Source organism: Burkholderia sp. MS455, assembly GCF_016899445.1.
Classification (GTDB): domain Bacteria; phylum Pseudomonadota; class Gammaproteobacteria; order Burkholderiales; family Burkholderiaceae; genus Burkholderia; species Burkholderia pyrrocinia_C.
On sequence record NZ_CP041779.1, the window covers coordinates 3,368,713 to 3,383,949 of the forward strand.

Sequence of the window (15,237 nt, forward strand, 5' to 3'; positions counted from 1 at the left end):
TCCGCGCAGCTGCTCAAAGCACCGGGCCCGGCTCCTTTTCCTTGCGCAGGATCGCGTACAGGATGATCGCGCCGAAGGTCGCGGTGCCGATCCCGCCGAGCGCGAAGCCGCCGAACTTCAGCGAGAAGTCGCCCGCGCCGAGCACCAGCGTGACGGCCGCGACGATCAGGTTGCGGTTGTCGGAGAAGTCGACCTTGTTGACGACCCAGATCCGCGCGCCCGTCACCGCGATCAGCCCGAACACGACGATCGACACGCCGCCGAGCACCGGGCCCGGAATCGTCTGGATCACCGCGCCGAATTTCGGCGAGAACCCGAGCCCGATCGCGATCAGCGCGGCGACCGCGAACACCAGCGTCGAATAGATCCGCGTGACGGCCATCACGCCGATGTTCTCCGCGTAGGTCGTGACGCCCGTGCCGCCGACGCTGCCCGACACGATCGTCGCAAGGCCGTCGCCGATGAACGCGCGGCCGACGTAGCGGTCAAGGTTGGTCCCCGTCATCGCGCTGACGGCCTTGATATGGCCGAGGTTCTCGGCGACGAGGATCACCGCGACCGGCGCGAGCATCAGCATCGCGTGCGGGTCGAACACCGGCGTACGGAACGCCGGCACGCCGAACCACGCGGCATGCCCGACGATCGCGAAGTCGATCGGCTTGCCGAGGCCCATCCCGTTGGTCGCGATCGCGTAGATCGCGTAGGCGATCGCAAGCCCAACGAGGATCAGCAGGCGCTGCATCATCCCGCGCGCGAACACCGCGACGCCGCCGACGCAGAGCACCGTGACGAGCGCCATCACCGAATCGAAGGTCGACGCCGATACGCCCTTGACCGCGATCGGCGCAAGGTTCAGCCCGATCACCGCGACGACCGCACCGGTCACGACCGGCGGCATCAGCGTCTCGATCCAGCGCGTGCCGATCGCCTGCACCAGCGCGCCGAGCGCGACATACACGACGCCGCACGCGACGATCCCCCCGAGCGCGACCGGAATGTTCGGGTTCGGGCCGCTGCCGCCGTAGCCCGTCACCGCGATCACGAGCCCGATGAACGCGAAGCTCGAGCCGAGATAGCTCGGCACACGGCCGCCGACCAGCGCAAAGAACAGCAGCGTGCCGATGCCCGACATGAAGATGCACAGGTTCGGGTCGAAGCCCATCAGGAGCGGCGCGAGCACGGTCGAGCCGAACATCGCGACGACGTGCTGCACGCCCATCGCGACCATCTGCGGCCACGGCAGGCGCTCGTCGGGGCCGACCACGCGCGACGCCGCGCCGGTCGATTGCACCCGCCAGCGCGGGAAGTAGGAATCGGACATGGGGAAAAGGCTCCTGTCGGTCTGTCGCCGGCTGCGGAGGGCGCGCCGGTCTGGAATCTGGCGCGAGTTTACGGAGCGGGAATGGGGCTGGCAAGCGGCGGGCGCGCACACGGCGGCCGAACGGCAGCGATGCAGATTCGAACTCGTCCAATTCACGGCCGGGGTCACCCGCCCTAAAGTGTCTGGACTGCCCCGCTGCAAGCGTGGCGGCACTGATCCATCGAGTTCCAACAGTAGCTCAACACGAGAAAGCCCGCATCGGTGCGTGCAGTCCGCTTATTCCGGAACACCGGAAAAAGGACGCATCTGAATGCCAATAAAAACTGGAGAGACAGGAATTGATAATCGAGGAAATATCGCGATGGGACGAAATCGAACAATCGATTTCCGCGCTGAGAAAGCGCGTCGTAATCGACTGCGGCCACGTTTCAGTGCGCCGCGACCACCAGGGGTTCTCGTTTGGTGGTCGGGGAGGGCCCAGCGCGTCGACCTTGCAGACATTTGAACTCGGCGTAGCACTGCGCCGCCGGCTGGCGTCCGAAGGCCGCGAGGCGACACTCAGCCTGTGCCTGTCCGATACCTCGCGTCTGCTCGGCGACAGCAAGGAACGCGCGGAGCTGGCATCCGCCATTGCAGAGCGGCGCTGGGCCGCGATTTTGCCGTCCGAATATCTGCATCGGCTTTCGCGGGACGAATTCGATCAGACAATCGTGACCCTGCAGACGAGAAACAGCAATCGTTTTTCCGGAGCATTGAAGAAATTCAAAACCGCGGCATCGCGCAGCGGGTCGTCCGAAGTCTTTTACCGGGAATCCGGAAGCCTGCTGCTGTCGAGTTTCGACGGTGACCGCCTGGCCATCAGCACGCCGTTTCTGATCGAATGCGCGAACGAAGACACCTATTACGAAAATGCCGACTGGAGAAACCCGGGCTATTTCGATCGCGAAGAAGACATTATCGCGAGACCCATGACCCGTCTCCTGAGAAGCGGCTTCATCAACCTGTACGAAAAGAGCTCCGGCATTCTCTGCCCGGCCACCTATGGCGGATTGCTGCTCAATTACGACGAATCCAGCGACCACATCTGCATCTATTCACGCAGTGATGATCCGCATATCGGCGAAAAAATCCTGCGCGGCGTGATCGCGGCCAATGCGGTCAGACGCGGCATGTCGCGAACCTTCCTGCAGATCGTATTTCCTGAAATCTCGCGGACCCCGGAAATCTCGCTGCTCGACTCGTCCCGCTTGAAACGATCGGACATGTCATGGGCCAGGTTTGCGAGCGCACTGGAGTTACGGGACGTCTTCAACCGCATGGAGCCGTATGTGGAACGGAAAAACTCGGAGGACACGCCAGCATGAACAAATACTTCGATCACGCTGCATCCATGGAGGTCTCCGCCAAGGCCTGGCTCGATACGCTGTCCAGCTATGGGCCCGGCAATCCGTCCAGCGCGCACGGCGCAGGCGAGCAGGCACGCCGCATCATAGGCGACACCCGTAACCGGATCGCCGCCTATCTCGGATGTCGCGCCGAACGTATCTATTTCACGTCAGGCGCCACCGAATCTGCCAATCTTCTGATCCAGGGATATCTGTCGACGCTGCGCCGCAAGGAAAGCACCCGTTCTGAGATCGTCGTATCGGCGGTCGAGCATCCCGCCGTGTACCAGACGGTCATGTCCATGAAGAAGCATGGGTATACCATTCGCGAACTTCCGGTGAACCGTCACGGAGTCGTCACGAGCGCGCATGTCGACGCGGCGATCAATGAGCGTACGGCGATGCTCTGCCTGATGGCCGTCAACAACGAAACGGGCGCCATCCAGCCCGTCAATGAAGTCGCGCGCGCCGTCAAACACGCCGATCCCGACATCCTGGTCGTGTGCGACGCAGTGCAGCATTTCGCCAAGTTGAACTGGCAGATCGACCTGGACGTCGTTGACGCCCTGTTCATGTCCGGCCACAAAATCGGCGCCGACAAGGGAGTCGGCTGCTTCTACCTGAATGGTCGATTCAAGCTCACGCCGCTCATGTACGGGGGCGCCCAGGAACAAACTTACCGCCCCGGCACGGAGAACGTATTCGGCATCGGCTTGCTCGGCGCCGCACTCCGGGAGGCAACGCGCGCGCCCGCCGACAAGCTCGCGCACGTCGGCGCACTTGGCGAACGCCTGACTGACCAATTGACCGGGGCCCGCATCGCCTTCAAGCGGCTGGTCCCCGCAGCAGACGCATCGGCCTACATCCTGGCGCTGGCCTTTCCTGGCGTGCCGTCACGGCAAATGATCGCGGAGCTGGCTGCGTCGGGATATTGCGTTTCGCAAGGGTCCGCGTGCAGCAGCCATTCACTGGAGCCATCCCGGGTGCTGTCGGCGATGCGCGTGCCGCCTGAGCACCTCAACTGCCTGATTCGCATTTCCTTTTCACCGAACCACACCATGCAGGACATCGACGAGCTCGCGACGCACATCGTCGATATCTGCCGCGCGCACAGCGACGCCTGACCGCCAGTAATCCAGAGCGTGCGTGAACGGCAAAAGGCGCACGCGCCACGAGAGGAGCAAACCCATGAAGGTTCTCATCATCGAGCCGTGTTTCTTCGGCCTCGGTTACATTCAGGCTGCCCGTGCGCTAGGCCTGGAATGCTGGGTGGTAACCAGCGACGCGACGCACCCGGATCAGTACAAGTATCGGGAGCAGGTGCGTGGCGTGCTGGTGTGCCCGGTAAACGACGCGCAAGCCGTCAAGCACGCGCTGGACGAAGCAGGCCTGCAGTCGACCATCGCGGCCGTGGTCGCCGGCAATCAGTTCGTCACCGTGACGGCCGCGAAACTGGCCGCCGTGCTGGGACTGCGCGGCGTCACCCCGCTCGCGGCCGAAAACGGCGTCCACAAGGATCTCGCAAGGCACGCGTATCGGCAGGCGGGGGCACCGTCGCTCGACTACGCGCTGGTTGCGACCCTGGACGATGCGCAAGCCGCAGCAGCCCGAATCGGCTACCCGCTCGTGATCAAGCCGACCAGCGCCGCGTCGAGCAAGGGGGTCACGCTGCTGCGAGACGAAACCGCACTCGAACCTGCGTATCGGCGGTTGCAGCAAACGGACTTCGGCATGTTCGGTCTGGCACGCCGTACCGAGTATCTGCTCGAGGCGTTCGCGGACGGTCGCGAGTTCAGCGTCGAGCTGGCGCTAGTCGACGGAACCATTCGGTTTGCCGGCGTAACGGAGAAATGGGTGACGTCACCGCCGTCCTTTGTCGAGATCGGTCACGTATTCCCCGCCCGCCTCCCCGCGCAGCAACGCCAGGCACTGCTCGACGCGGCCCGCTCCGCGACGCAGGCGCTCGGCCTGGATACCGGCGTATTTCACATCGAGTTGCGCTGGACTTCGACCGGCCCCCGCATCATCGAGACCAACCCGCGCCCCGGTGGCGATCACATCACAACGCACCTGGTCCCGCTCGCGACCGGCATCGATCTGTTCAAGCTCCACCTGCGAGCGCTGCTGGGCGACTCCGAAACAACGCCCCCCGCTCGCAACGCGGCGGCGGCCGTGGGGTTCGTCGTTGCCCCGCGCGAAGGAGTACTGGAAGCGCTCGACGGTTGGGACGACGTCACGCGGCGCGACTACATCGTCCATTGCGGGCTGGAAAAGAAACCGGGGGACCGCATTCGCCCACCCGAAAGCTCCGGGGACCGGATCGCATTCGTTATCGTGACCGGTGACACGGCCGACATCGCGGCCACCCGGGTGCAGACGGTGCTGCGCGATGTGGTCGTCAGGATCGCACAATGAATCGACCGCTGCTGACGCTGCTCGCCTTCCACGCGCTCGACAAGCTCCTGTTCTTCTCGATTGCGCCGAACAAACCCATTTCCGCCTGGCAGGCAGGCTGGCTGGACGATTCGGGGCTCGCGCTATTCTTCGTGATCCAGATCTTCTGCTACCGGCTCTTCCCTTTGCTGGGTGGATTCCTCGCGGACCGGTATTCGAAACGCTCGACGCTCGCGTTCGGCTCGCTGCTGCAGGCGCTCGGGCTGGTTGCACTGTGTCAGGCCACCTCGTCGCCGGCGCTGTTCTGCGCGGGCGGACTGGTCGGAATCGGTGGCGGGATCCTGAATCCGGTCATCTATTCGATGCTGAGCCAGGTATCGGGCCCGGCCGGCAGCCGGGCTTTTTCCACGCACTATCTGTTGATCAACGTCGGGGCGCTGGCCGGCCCGCTACTCCTGTGGCCTGCCTTCGGCAACGCATGCCTGTGGCTCCTGCTTCCGGCTGGCGTCGCACTGGCGACCGTACTCGCGTCCCCGGCAGGATCGCACGCGATGCCGGCTCGGCATCGATCCGCGTCCTGGTTCGCACCGCTGCACGACCCGATCTTCCTGAGGGTGTTCATCCTGTTCAGCGCGATCTGGGCGTGCTACACGATGATCTTTTCCAGCGCCCCGCTGATTGCGGCCCAACTCGAGTTGCACACGCAAGGCAACGTCTGGCTGGGCGTGAATTCGGCCACGGTCCTGCTCGCGTACCTGTGGACGCTGCGCCGCCCGGCAAGGACCGGTATCTCGTGGTCCAGTGTGTCGGCCGGACTCGCGCTGACCGCCGCCGGCGTCGCGCTGGTGGGAGCAGCACCCACCGGCTGGATCGTCGGCGCGGGCATTGCCGTGTTGAGCATCGGTGAACTCCTGTCGATCCCGGTGCTCTACCATCTGGTTTCCGAACACGCACCCGCGCATGCGCGCAGCCGCTACTTTGGCTTCATCTGGGTCGCAGGCGCGTTCGGGGAGGCCGGCGCGCAAGCGCTGCTTTGGGCGTGTCCGCAGCCGCGCATCGTCTGCATCGTGGCGGCCGCGATGCTGGCGATCGCAACCCTGACGACGACGCGCAAGGTCAAGCTCCGTGCGGCCGAAATCAACGCCACTGAAAGTCGCGCGCTGTCGACTTCCTAGCGCGCGGCCTGATACGGCAGCCGCCTGGGCAGGCACTCGGCCGGCCGGCACGCCGCGCGATGCAAGCGGGCGCTCACATCGCGACAGGCGCCGCGGACATCACGGATTGATGTACTGGAACAGCGACAGGTTCTGAAGCTGCGCGTAAGCCTTCTGCGAGCCCGTCAGCGCGTTCTGCATCTGCAGGAACTGGCTGATCGTCGACACCATGTTGGTGCTCGTCAGGTCGGCCAGGTTGCTGGTGACCTGCAGCGTGTTGGTCTGGTTCACCGTCTGCATCGCCTTGATTTCCTGCTCGCGGCCGCCGACCGACGCCTGCACGGTGAGGACGTTCGTCATCATGTTGTTCAGCTTCGTCGTGCCGGTGGTCATCGCGTTCGCGAGCGCGGCCGCGACAGTCGTGTTGCTGCTGATCGGCACCTTCAGCGCGGCGATCATCGTGTCGAGCGCCGCGAACACGTCGGTGCCGGCCTTCGGCGCGGGCGTGACCGTGAACGTGTCGCCGGGCGCGGGCGTCCCCGACACCGGCACCGACAGGCCGCTGCCGAGCGCGATCCCCGCGCCGGCCGAATACGGCTGCGCGGCGGTGGTGGTCGGCGGCACGACCGAGTTGTCGGTCACCGTATAGGTCGGCGCGGCCGCCGTGCCGGCGAATGCGATCGTGAACTGGTGCGCGTTGGTCGCGGCCGACGGGCTCGTGATCGACACCGCGCCGATCGTGCCCGTACCCGTGTTGCCCGCGCCGGCGAGCGGCACCGGCTGGCTGCCGAGCATCGGCACCGACAGGAACACGTTCGCGCCGTTGTCGCCCTGCGAGATCGAACGCGTGTCCGCAATCTGCACCTGCCGCGAACCCATGTCGCCGCTGTAGGTCACGCCGCCGCCCGACGCGTTCGAGAACGGCGCCGTGGTCGACTGGAAGCCCGAGAACAGGTAGTTGCCCGAACCGTCCGTCGAGTTCGCGAGCGTCAGCAGCTGGTCGCGATAGCCCTGCAGCTGCGTCGACAGTGCCGAGCGGTCGCTGTCGGACAGCGAACCGTCGCCGGCCTGGATCACGACCGTATGAATGCTGTTCAGCAGGTTGTTGACGCTGATCAGCGTCTGGTCTTCCTTCTGCAGCGACGACAGCGCGGTGTTCTGGTTCGACGCGTACTGCGACAGCGTCGCCGACGTCATCGACAACTGCACGGCCTGCGCCGCGCCGAGCGGGTTGTCGGCCGGCGTCGCGAGGCTCACGCCGCTCGAGATCTGCTGGTACAGCTGCGACAGCTGCGCCTGCTGGTCGCTCATCTGAGCGACGTTCTGCTGGTAGAACTGGGTGGTGGAAATCCGCATCGCTTCGGTCCCCGAAATCAGTTGAACAGGCCGAGCACGGTCTGGAACAGCGTCGACGCCGTCTGGATCACCTTCGCGTTCGCCTGGTAGAGCTGCTGGTATTGCATCAGGTTGGCCGCTTCCTCGTTCTGGTTCACGCCCGACACCGACTGCTGCGCGGACGTGATCTGGCCGACCAGCGCGGTCTGCGCGGCGCTCGACGACTTCAGCTGGCTCGTCGTGTTGCCGATGCCGTTCACGTAGTTCGCGTATGCGCCCGTCAGCGTGGTCGAGCCGTTGCCGAACGATTTCGAGTTGACGAGCTTCGACAGCGCGAGCGCGTTGCTGCCGTCGTTCGTGCCGCCCGTGTTCGGCGCGACCGTGAACGTGTCGCCCACCGCCGGCGTGCCCGACACCGTCACCGTGACGCCCGCCGTCAGCGTGATCGGCGAGCCGGCCTGGTACGGCTGCGCACCGGTGGTCGTCGGCGGCACGGCCGTGTTGTCCGTGACCGTATAGGTCGGCGCGGCCGACGTCCCGCCCATCGTGATCGTGTACTTGTGCGCATTGGCCGCGGCCGCCGCGCTCGTGACCGACAACCCGCCGATCGTCCCGGTGCCCGTGTTCGTCGTGGTGGCCGACGGCACGTACGGCGCCGCCGCCGCGATCGCCGAGCCGTTCGACGTCGCGAGGCCGAAACCGTTCAGCGCGCCGCGCGTCGGCTGCACGGTGAACTTGTCGCCGGCGCTCATCGAGCCCGACGTGAACGAGAAGTTCAGCCCGCCGATCGACGCCGGCATCGACGCCGACGAGCCGACCGCCGTGCCGCTCGCGCGGTCGGTCAGCGTGTAGTTCGTGCCGTCGTACGACAGCGTGTAGTCGCCCGTGGTCGGCTGCGCCGCGTTCGCGAACGACACGGACAGCGCCGCGTTGCCGGTGTTGCCCTGGTTCGCGTAGATGATCGGCGAGCCGGTCGTGAACAGGTTGCCGCCGACATTGCCCGACAGGTCGAGGCCGAGCGCGTTCTGCGCGTTGACCTGCGCGGCGAAGCTGGTCGCGATCGCGCCGAGCTGCGCCTGCGCGGGGTCGAGCGTCTGGCTGCGGAACGCGAGCAGGCCGCCGAGCGTGCCGCCCGACAGCGACGCGTCGGACAGGAACTGGTTCGGCCCCTGCGGGGTCGCGCCGGCGATCCCCTGCGACACGACGGTCAGCTCGCTCGGATCGGACGGCGACGTGACGGTCGCGAGCTGGTAGCTCTTGTCCGCGACGACGAGCGGCGTGCCGCCGGCGAGAAACACGCTGTAGCCGTCGCTGTTGCGCACGACCTGCACGCCCGCGAGGTTCGACAGGTTCGACACCGCGAGGTCGCGCTGGTCCATCAGCTGGTTCGGCGGCTGGCCCTGGCTGCTCGCGGACGCGATCTGCTGGTTCAGCTGCGCGATCTGCGCGGTGTACGCGTTGATCTGCGTGACGGTGCTCGTGAGCTGCGTGTTCACGCTCTGGCGCAGCGCGTCGTATTGCTGGCCGGCCGCCGTGATCTGGTTCGCGAGCGTCTGCGCATTGCTCATCGCGGTCTGCCGCACCGACGAGTCGGACGCGCTGTTCGCGACGTTCTGCAGCCCGGTGAAATAGTTCGTGACCGCGGTCGAGATGCCGGCCGTCGGGCTGCCGACGTAGTTGTTCAGCTGCGTGACGAGCGAATACCACGTCGACAGCGCGCCGCCCTGCGTCTGCGCGCCGTTCAGCTGGTCGCTGAGGTACTGGCTGTACTGCCGCTGCACGGTGACGGTGTTCACGCCCTGCGGCATGTAGCCGCTGCTCGTGTACTGGCCGCTCGCCTCGGCATAGACGGGGCGTTCGACCGAATAGCCCGGCGTCGCGGCGTTGCTGATGTTCTGGCCGGTCGTCGTGAGGCCCCAGAGCGCGGCATTCAGGCCGCTGACGCCGAGGTTCATGAGTGAGTTGGACATGCGCGATCCTGATGAGCCGGCCGCGCTGCGGCCGCCGGGTTGCGTAACTCCCGGTATAACGGCCGCGGATCGAAAAAATTGAGGAAAAAATGCACGCGCGACGCGCGGGTGCGCAGCGCTGGTCGGAGCGTCCGGCCGGCGGGGCCGACGCCGGTGCGCGGGCGGCCCGTGCGGGCCGGCGGCCGCGTATGCGTCAGGCCCGCACGAGCGAGCGGCGCTTCATCTCGAGCTGCGTGATCAGCCGCTGCAGCGTGTTCTCGGCGCTGCCCGGCAGCGACATGTAGCGGAAGCCGAGCTGGTAGCGCCGCGACCCGTTCGGCATCTGCGTCGAGCGCTGCGACACGAGCTGCAGGTCGAGCGACAGCTTGCCGTGGCCGGTCAGCTCGAGCTCGACGTCGGGCAGCAGCGTGCCGACCTCGAGCACCTCGACGCGTTCGTCGGCCGTGCGCAGCCCCACGCCGCCGAGCGACAGGTTGTGCACCTCGAACAGGAAGCCCTCGCCGTCCGGCAGCTTGCCGCGGCACAGGAACGGATCGACGATCGGCGCGTCTACCCGGAAATATTCGCGGCGCTGGATGCACATCAGCACTTCGGGGAAATCGGCGACGAACGCGGGCAGCCCCTCGTAGCGCGTCTCGCGCGGCGTGCCCGTGGTGAATTCGACGCGCACGCCCTCCGGCGACGCCGCGAACGTGCAGTGCGACGCACCGAGGATGCCGGCGTTCTGCTCGGACAGCGCGCCCCAGTCGAACGTGAACGTCCGCGCGCCGACGTCGACCTCGAGCAGGCGCGTGACGAGCTGGCCGCCCGGATACTGGACGGTCAGGAAATCGCCGCGGTTCACGAGGTTGCGCAACTGCACGCCGATTTCCAGCGGATTGCGGCGGGCATAGTCGGGCCCGGAGTGGCCTGCGTCCAGGCTGGGGTCCGTCGACGTTTCGATATTCATGGCTAGCCGGTCTTTCTTGTCATGGGCGCCCGGACAACCGGTGCGCAATAAAACCGGGTCAGAACAAGTCCCGGTCGCAGGTCTCTCACACTTAGCGGCAGTGCTGACCGAAAGTTTAGATCGATTTCCCGTTTTTTTTCGCGCAAACGTTGAAACCGCGCGCGGCGGTATGCCGGGCGCGGTCCTGAGAGGGTAACTGACGGTGGGCCGGAGCCTGTTATCGGCGGGCGCAGGCCCTGGCCCGTCAGCCGATCTGCTGCATGATCGAGATCAGCTTCTTCGCGTAGTTCGGGTCGGTCGCGTAACCGGCCTTCTGCATCCCGTGCGCGAAGCCTTCGACGCTGCGGCTCGCGCTCAGCACGCCCGAATAGCGCGGATTGTTCTTCAGCAGGTTCGCGTAATCGGTCATCGCGTGCTCGTACGAGTCGTAAGCGCGGAATTTCGCGACCACGCGGCGCGGCGTGCCGTTCACGTATTCGGTCGTCAACGCCGACACCGTGCGGCCCGTCCAGCCCTTGTTCGCCTTGATGCCGAACACGTTGTAGCTGGTCGAGCCGTCGGCCGCGCGAATCTCGCGCTTGCCCCAGCCCGATTCGAGCGCGGCCTGGCCGACGATGAAGCGCGCCGGGATGCCGGTCGACGCGCTGGCCGCCTGTGCGGGGGCCGCGAGCCGGTCGACGAACGCGTCGGTGTCCGGCGCGCCGCTCGCGCCCTTCAGCGGCGGCGTCAGCGCGCTGCCGGCCGAGTAGCCGCGCGCGCCGGCGAGGCCGCCGTTGTTGCCGGCCGCGTTCGCGTACGCGCGCGCCATCGCGTTCATCGCGGCGAGGCTGCCTTCGTTGCCGGCCGTGCCGAGGCCGCCCGAGCCCAAGCCGCCCAAGCCGCCCGTACCGACGTCGGCCGCCGTGTCGCTGCCCGCGCCCTGCCCCGCATTGCGCAGCAGCTGCTTCATCAGCGCATCGGCGACGCCGATCCCGCGCGTCGACATCTGCTGCGCGAGCTGCTGGTCGAGCATCGACGTGTACATCTTCGACGTATGCGAATCGAACAGCCCGCCGTCGGGCGACGCGTCGCGCATGCTCTTGAGCATCATCTGCGTGAACATCGCGTCGAACTGGCCCGCGACGGCCTTCGCGCCGGCCTGCGGCGACTGCTTCGCCTGCGCGCGCAGCGCGTCGAAACCCTGCACGTCGAGCGCGAAGCGCTGCGTGAGGTCGTTCGCGTTCGGAAGATTCGCTGCCATTTAGATGACCTCCAGGTCGGCGCGCAACGCGCCGGCCGCCTTCATCGCCTGCAGGATCGACATCAGGTCCGCCGGCGTCGCGCCGAGCGTGTTCAGCGCCTTCACGACGTCGGCGAGGTTCGCGCCGGCCGTCACCATCTTCAGCGCGCCGTTGTCCTGCTTGAGCTGGATCTGCGACTGCTGCGCCACCACCGTCTGCCCGTTCGAGAACGGCCCCGGCTGCGACACGACCGGCTGCGTGTTGACGACGACCGACAGGTTGCCGTGCGCGACCGCGCAGCTCTGCAGCGTGACCATCTGGTTCATCACGATCGAGCCGGTGCGCGCGTTCAGGATCACCTTCGCAGCGGCCTTGTCCGGGCTCACGTCGAGGTTCTGCAGCCGCGCCATGAACGCGACCTGCTGCGCCGAGTCGGCCGGCGCCGCGAGCTGGATCGTGCGGCCGTCGAGCGCCGTCGCGGTGCCCGGGCCGAAGCTCGAATTGACCGCGGACACGATCCGCTGCGCGGTGCCGTAGTCCATGTCGTTCAGCTGCAATTGCAGCACGCCGTTCATCTGCGCGATCGCGTTCGGCACCGAACGCTCGACGATCGCGCCGCCGACGATCCGGCCGGCCGCGAGCTGGTTCACCTGCACGCGGCTGCCGTTCGCGCTGGCACCCGCGCCGCCGACCGCCATGTTGCCCTGGGCGAGCGCGTACACCTGCCCGTCCGCGCCCTTCAGCGGCGTGAGCAGCAGCGTGCCGCCGCGCAGGCTCTTGGCGTTGCCGAGCGACGATACGGTCACGTCGAGCGCCTCGCCGGGCCGCGCGAACGGCGGCAGCGTGGCGGTCACCATCACGGCCGCGACGTTCTTCAGCTGCATGTTGTTCAGCGACGACGAACCGCCGTTGGCCGACCCGTTGTTGATCGAGATGCCGAGGTTCGCGAGCATGTTCGCGAGCGTCTGCGTCGTGAACGGCGTCTGCATCGTCTGGTCGCCCGTGCCGTCGAGGCCGACGACGAGGCCATAACCGATCAGCGGGTTGTCGCGCACGCCCTGGATCTGCGCGAGATCCTTCAGGCGTTCCGCGTGCGCGGGCGCCGCGCCGAACACGCAGGCCGCGGCCGCGAACGCGACGGCGAGCCGCGCGAACGCCCGTGCGCGGGACGACAGGCGGTTGAACAGGGGCTTGCGCATCGTCATCACCACGGTGCGATGTTGAGGAAGAAGCGCTGCAGCCAGCCCATCGTCTCGGCTTCGTTGATGTAGCCCTTCGCCGAGTATTCGATCCGCGCGTCGGCGACCTGCGTCGAGTAGACCGAGTTCGCGCCCGAGATCGTGTTCGGGTTGACGATGCCCGAGAAGCGCACGAATTCGTTGCCCTGGTTGATCAGCATCTGCTTCTCGCCGCTGACGACGAGGTTGCCGTTCGGCAGCACGTTGGTGACGGTCACCGTGATCGTGCCGTTGAACGTGTTCGCCGCGCTCGCGCCGCCCGTCGCCGCGAACTTGTTGTTGCCGGCCGCCGACAGGTTCGCCTTCGCGAACAGCCCGCCGAGGAAGCCGGCCGTCGGCACGTCGAAGCCGGTGTTGCCCTGCCGGTTCGTGTTCGCGCCGGACGATTTCGTCGCGTTGATGTTTTCCGCGATCACGATCGTCAGGATGTCGCCGGTGTTGCGCGGCCGCTGATCCTCGAACAGCGGCCGCCCCGCGTAGCCGGGGTTGTAGATCGAGCCGGGCGCCTGCATCGACATCGGCGCTGGCGGCTGCGCCGTCATCGGCTGCTGGATGATCGGATCGCGCGGGATCTGCGCGCAACCGGCGAGCGCCGCCACCGCGACCGCGCACGCGGCGCGGACGGTGGCTGACGGGAGGAGGCGAACCTGCTTCATGGCGACGACGGGGTGTTCCGGTTAGGTCTTCATCTGCGTGACGGTCTGCAGCATCTGGTCGGACGTCGTCACGGCCTTGCTGTTGATCTCGTAGGCACGCTGGGTCTGGATCATGTTGACGAGTTCCTGCACGACGTTCACGTTCGACGCTTCGACATAACCCTGGTTGAGCACGCCCGCGCCGTTCAGCCCCGGCTGCGACACGTTGGGCGCGCCCGACGACGTCGTTTCCGCGAACAGGTTCTCGCCCTTCGCCTCGAGGCCGGTCGGGTTGATGAAGGTCGCGATCTGCAGCGAGCCGATCTGCACCGCGTTGCCCGAGCCCGGCTGCGTGACCGACACGACGCCGTCCTTGCCGATCGTCAGCGACTGCGCGTTCTGCGGCACGGTGATCGCCGGCAGGATCTGGTAGCCGCTCGACGTGACGAGCTGGCCCTGCGCGTTGGTCTGGAACGAGCCGTCGCGCGTGTACGCATTCGTGCCGTCCGGCATCAGCACCTGGAAGAAGCCCGCGCCGTTGATCGCGACGTCCTTCGAGTTGCCGGTCTGCGTGAGGCCGCCCTGCGTGTACAGGCGCTCGGTCGCGACCTGCTGCACGCCGGTGCCGAGCTGCAGGCCCGACGGCAGCTCGGTCTGCTGCGTCGAGTTCGCGCCGGGCTGGCGGATCGTCTGGTAAAGCAGATCCTCGAACACCGCGCGCGACGCCTTGAAGCCGTTCGTGCTGGTGTTCGCGAGGTTGTTCGAAATCACGTCCATCTGCGCCTGCTGCGCATTCATGCCGGTGGCGGCGATGTAGAGCGAACGGTTCACTTGTAAGGTCTCCTGCGTGGGCTGGCGCGGGCGCTCAGCTGAAGTTGAGCAGCTGGTTCGCCGTCTGCTCGTTCTGGTCGGCCGTCTGGATCAGCTTCGACTGAAGCTGGAACGCGCGCGCGTTGTCGATCATCGCGACCATCGCGGTCACCGGGTTGACGTTGCTGCCTTCGAGCGAATTCGGCGTGACGACCACGTTCGGGGCGGCGTCGGCCGGATTGCCGTCGGCGGTGCGGAACAATCCGTCGTTGCCGCGCGTGAGCGTGGCCGGATCGGGATTGACGAGCTTCATTTGGTCGACGATCGCGACCGCCGTCGGCGGGTCGCCCGGCATCAGCGCGGAAACGGTGCCGTCCTTGCCGATCGTCACCTCCGCGTTCGGCGGCACCGAGATCGGGCCGCCGTTGCCGATCACCGGCAGGTTGCTCGCGTTGACGAGCTGGCCGTTCTCGTCGACGTGCAGGTTGCCGGCGCGCGTGTATGCCTCGCTGCCGTCGGCCGTTTGCACGGACAGCCAGCCGGCGCCCTGCACGGCGACGTCGAGCGGATTGCCGGTGCGCGTGATCGGACCCGGCGCGTAATCCGCGCCGGGCGTCGACGCGAGCACGTAGGTGCGCGTCGTCGTCGGGTCGATCGTACTGCCGTCGCCGAAATTCATCGGCACCGCGCGATACGTCGCGAGCTGCGCGCGAAAGCCCGTCGTCGATGCGTTCGCGAGGTTGTTCGCGACGATCGCCTGCTGGTCGAGCGACTGCGACGCGCCCGTCATCGCCGTGTAGATCAGTCGGTCCATGGCTGCCGGTTA

At 66.7% G+C, this 15,237-nt stretch carries 13 protein-coding genes; 4 read left to right on the forward strand and 9 right to left on the reverse strand.

The window, feature by feature from the left end; genetic code table 11:
• Nucleotides 1-13: 13 nt before the first annotated feature.
• Entirely contained in the window at nucleotides 14-1,321 is a 1,308-nt protein-coding gene (locus FPJ27_RS34655) for a solute carrier family 23 protein (protein WP_204424888.1), read from the reverse strand.
• Between the two features lie 338 nt (nucleotides 1,322-1,659).
• Here FPJ27_RS34655 and FPJ27_RS34660 point away from each other — a divergent pair, with 338 nt between their 5' ends.
• The 4 genes from FPJ27_RS34660 (at nucleotide 1,660) to FPJ27_RS34675 (ending at nucleotide 6,275) form a co-directional block, all read left to right on the forward strand.
• Entirely contained in the window at nucleotides 1,660-2,685 is a 1,026-nt protein-coding gene (locus FPJ27_RS34660) for a hypothetical protein (protein WP_204424890.1), read from the forward strand.
• On the forward strand, nucleotides 2,682-3,830 hold the full coding sequence (locus tag FPJ27_RS34665; protein ID WP_204424892.1) for a cysteine desulfurase family protein: 1,149 nt from the start codon (nucleotides 2,682-2,684) through the stop codon (nucleotides 3,828-3,830). Before FPJ27_RS34660 ends, FPJ27_RS34665 begins: the two co-directional genes overlap by 4 nt.
• 64 nt (nucleotides 3,831-3,894) lie before the next feature.
• Entirely contained in the window at nucleotides 3,895-5,121 is a 1,227-nt protein-coding gene (locus FPJ27_RS34670; RefSeq protein WP_204424894.1) for an ATP-grasp domain-containing protein, read from the forward strand.
• A complete protein-coding gene (locus tag FPJ27_RS34675; RefSeq protein WP_204424896.1) occupies nucleotides 5,118-6,275 on the forward strand; it encodes an MFS transporter in 1,158 nt (385 codons plus the stop codon). The genes FPJ27_RS34670 and FPJ27_RS34675 overlap by 4 nt, the downstream gene beginning before the upstream one ends.
• A 99-nt stretch (nucleotides 6,276-6,374) precedes the next feature.
• On the opposite strand, the gene flgL is transcribed toward FPJ27_RS34675, so the two are convergent.
• The 8 genes from flgL to flgF all read right to left on the reverse strand — a co-directional run bounded on the left by flgL (nucleotide 6,375) and on the right by flgF (nucleotide 15,225).
• The gene (gene flgL / locus FPJ27_RS34680) at nucleotides 6,375-7,610 is read right to left on the reverse strand and encodes a flagellar hook-associated protein FlgL (RefSeq protein ID WP_204424898.1); all 1,236 of its coding nucleotides are present in this window, start codon (nucleotides 7,608-7,610) and stop codon (nucleotides 6,375-6,377) included.
• Between the two features lie 17 nt (nucleotides 7,611-7,627).
• Nucleotides 7,628-9,559: a flagellar hook-associated protein FlgK gene (gene flgK, locus FPJ27_RS34685; RefSeq protein WP_204424906.1), complete on the reverse strand. Its 1,932-nt coding sequence runs from the start codon at nucleotides 9,557-9,559 to the stop codon at nucleotides 7,628-7,630.
• A 193-nt stretch (nucleotides 9,560-9,752) separates the two neighbouring features.
• Nucleotides 9,753-10,508, reverse strand: a complete 756-nt coding sequence (locus FPJ27_RS34690) for a flagellar brake protein (protein ID WP_072437535.1) — start codon at nucleotides 10,506-10,508, stop codon at nucleotides 9,753-9,755.
• Nucleotides 10,509-10,752: 244 nt separating this feature from the next.
• The gene (gene flgJ, locus FPJ27_RS34695) at nucleotides 10,753-11,748 is read right to left on the reverse strand and encodes a flagellar assembly peptidoglycan hydrolase FlgJ (RefSeq protein ID WP_204424914.1); all 996 of its coding nucleotides are present in this window, start codon (nucleotides 11,746-11,748) and stop codon (nucleotides 10,753-10,755) included.
• Nucleotides 11,749-12,927 carry a flagellar basal body P-ring protein FlgI gene (locus FPJ27_RS34700; RefSeq protein WP_072437669.1) on the reverse strand — a complete coding sequence of 393 codons (1,179 nt, stop codon included), beginning with the start codon at nucleotides 12,925-12,927 and terminating at the stop codon, nucleotides 11,749-11,751.
• Between the two features lie 5 nt (nucleotides 12,928-12,932).
• Nucleotides 12,933-13,622, reverse strand: a complete 690-nt coding sequence (gene flgH / locus FPJ27_RS34705) for a flagellar basal body L-ring protein FlgH (protein ID WP_072437537.1) — start codon at nucleotides 13,620-13,622, stop codon at nucleotides 12,933-12,935.
• Between the two features lie 21 nt (nucleotides 13,623-13,643).
• Nucleotides 13,644-14,432: a flagellar basal-body rod protein FlgG gene (gene flgG / locus FPJ27_RS34710; RefSeq protein WP_072437538.1), complete on the reverse strand. Its 789-nt coding sequence runs from the start codon at nucleotides 14,430-14,432 to the stop codon at nucleotides 13,644-13,646.
• A gap of 34 nt (nucleotides 14,433-14,466) precedes the next feature.
• The gene (flgF, locus tag FPJ27_RS34715; RefSeq protein ID WP_152864126.1) at nucleotides 14,467-15,225 is read right to left on the reverse strand and encodes a flagellar basal-body rod protein FlgF; all 759 of its coding nucleotides are present in this window, start codon (nucleotides 15,223-15,225) and stop codon (nucleotides 14,467-14,469) included.
• Nucleotides 15,226-15,237: the final 12 nt, after the last annotated feature.

Coding starts and splice junctions, on each gene's coding strand:
- FPJ27_RS34655 (WP_204424888.1), bottom strand. CDS start 1,321: ATGTCCGATTCCTACTTCCCGCGCTGGCGGGTGCAATCGACCGGCGCG.
- FPJ27_RS34665 (WP_204424892.1), top strand. CDS start 2,682: ATGAACAAATACTTCGATCACGCTGCATCCATGGAGGTCTCCGCCAAG.
- FPJ27_RS34670 (WP_204424894.1), top strand. CDS start 3,895: ATGAAGGTTCTCATCATCGAGCCGTGTTTCTTCGGCCTCGGTTACATT.
- FPJ27_RS34675 (WP_204424896.1), top strand. CDS start 5,118: ATGAATCGACCGCTGCTGACGCTGCTCGCCTTCCACGCGCTCGACAAG.
- flgL (WP_204424898.1), bottom strand. CDS start 7,610: ATGCGGATTTCCACCACCCAGTTCTACCAGCAGAACGTCGCTCAGATG.
- flgK (WP_204424906.1), bottom strand. CDS start 9,559: ATGTCCAACTCACTCATGAACCTCGGCGTCAGCGGCCTGAATGCCGCG.
- FPJ27_RS34690 (WP_072437535.1), bottom strand. CDS start 10,508: ATGAATATCGAAACGTCGACGGACCCCAGCCTGGACGCAGGCCACTCC.
- flgJ (WP_204424914.1), bottom strand. CDS start 11,748: ATGGCAGCGAATCTTCCGAACGCGAACGACCTCACGCAGCGCTTCGCG.
- FPJ27_RS34700 (WP_072437669.1), bottom strand. CDS start 12,927: ATGCGCAAGCCCCTGTTCAACCGCCTGTCGTCCCGCGCACGGGCGTTC.
- flgH (WP_072437537.1), bottom strand. CDS start 13,622: ATGAAGCAGGTTCGCCTCCTCCCGTCAGCCACCGTCCGCGCCGCGTGC.
- flgF (WP_152864126.1), bottom strand. CDS start 15,225: ATGGACCGACTGATCTACACGGCGATGACGGGCGCGTCGCAGTCGCTC.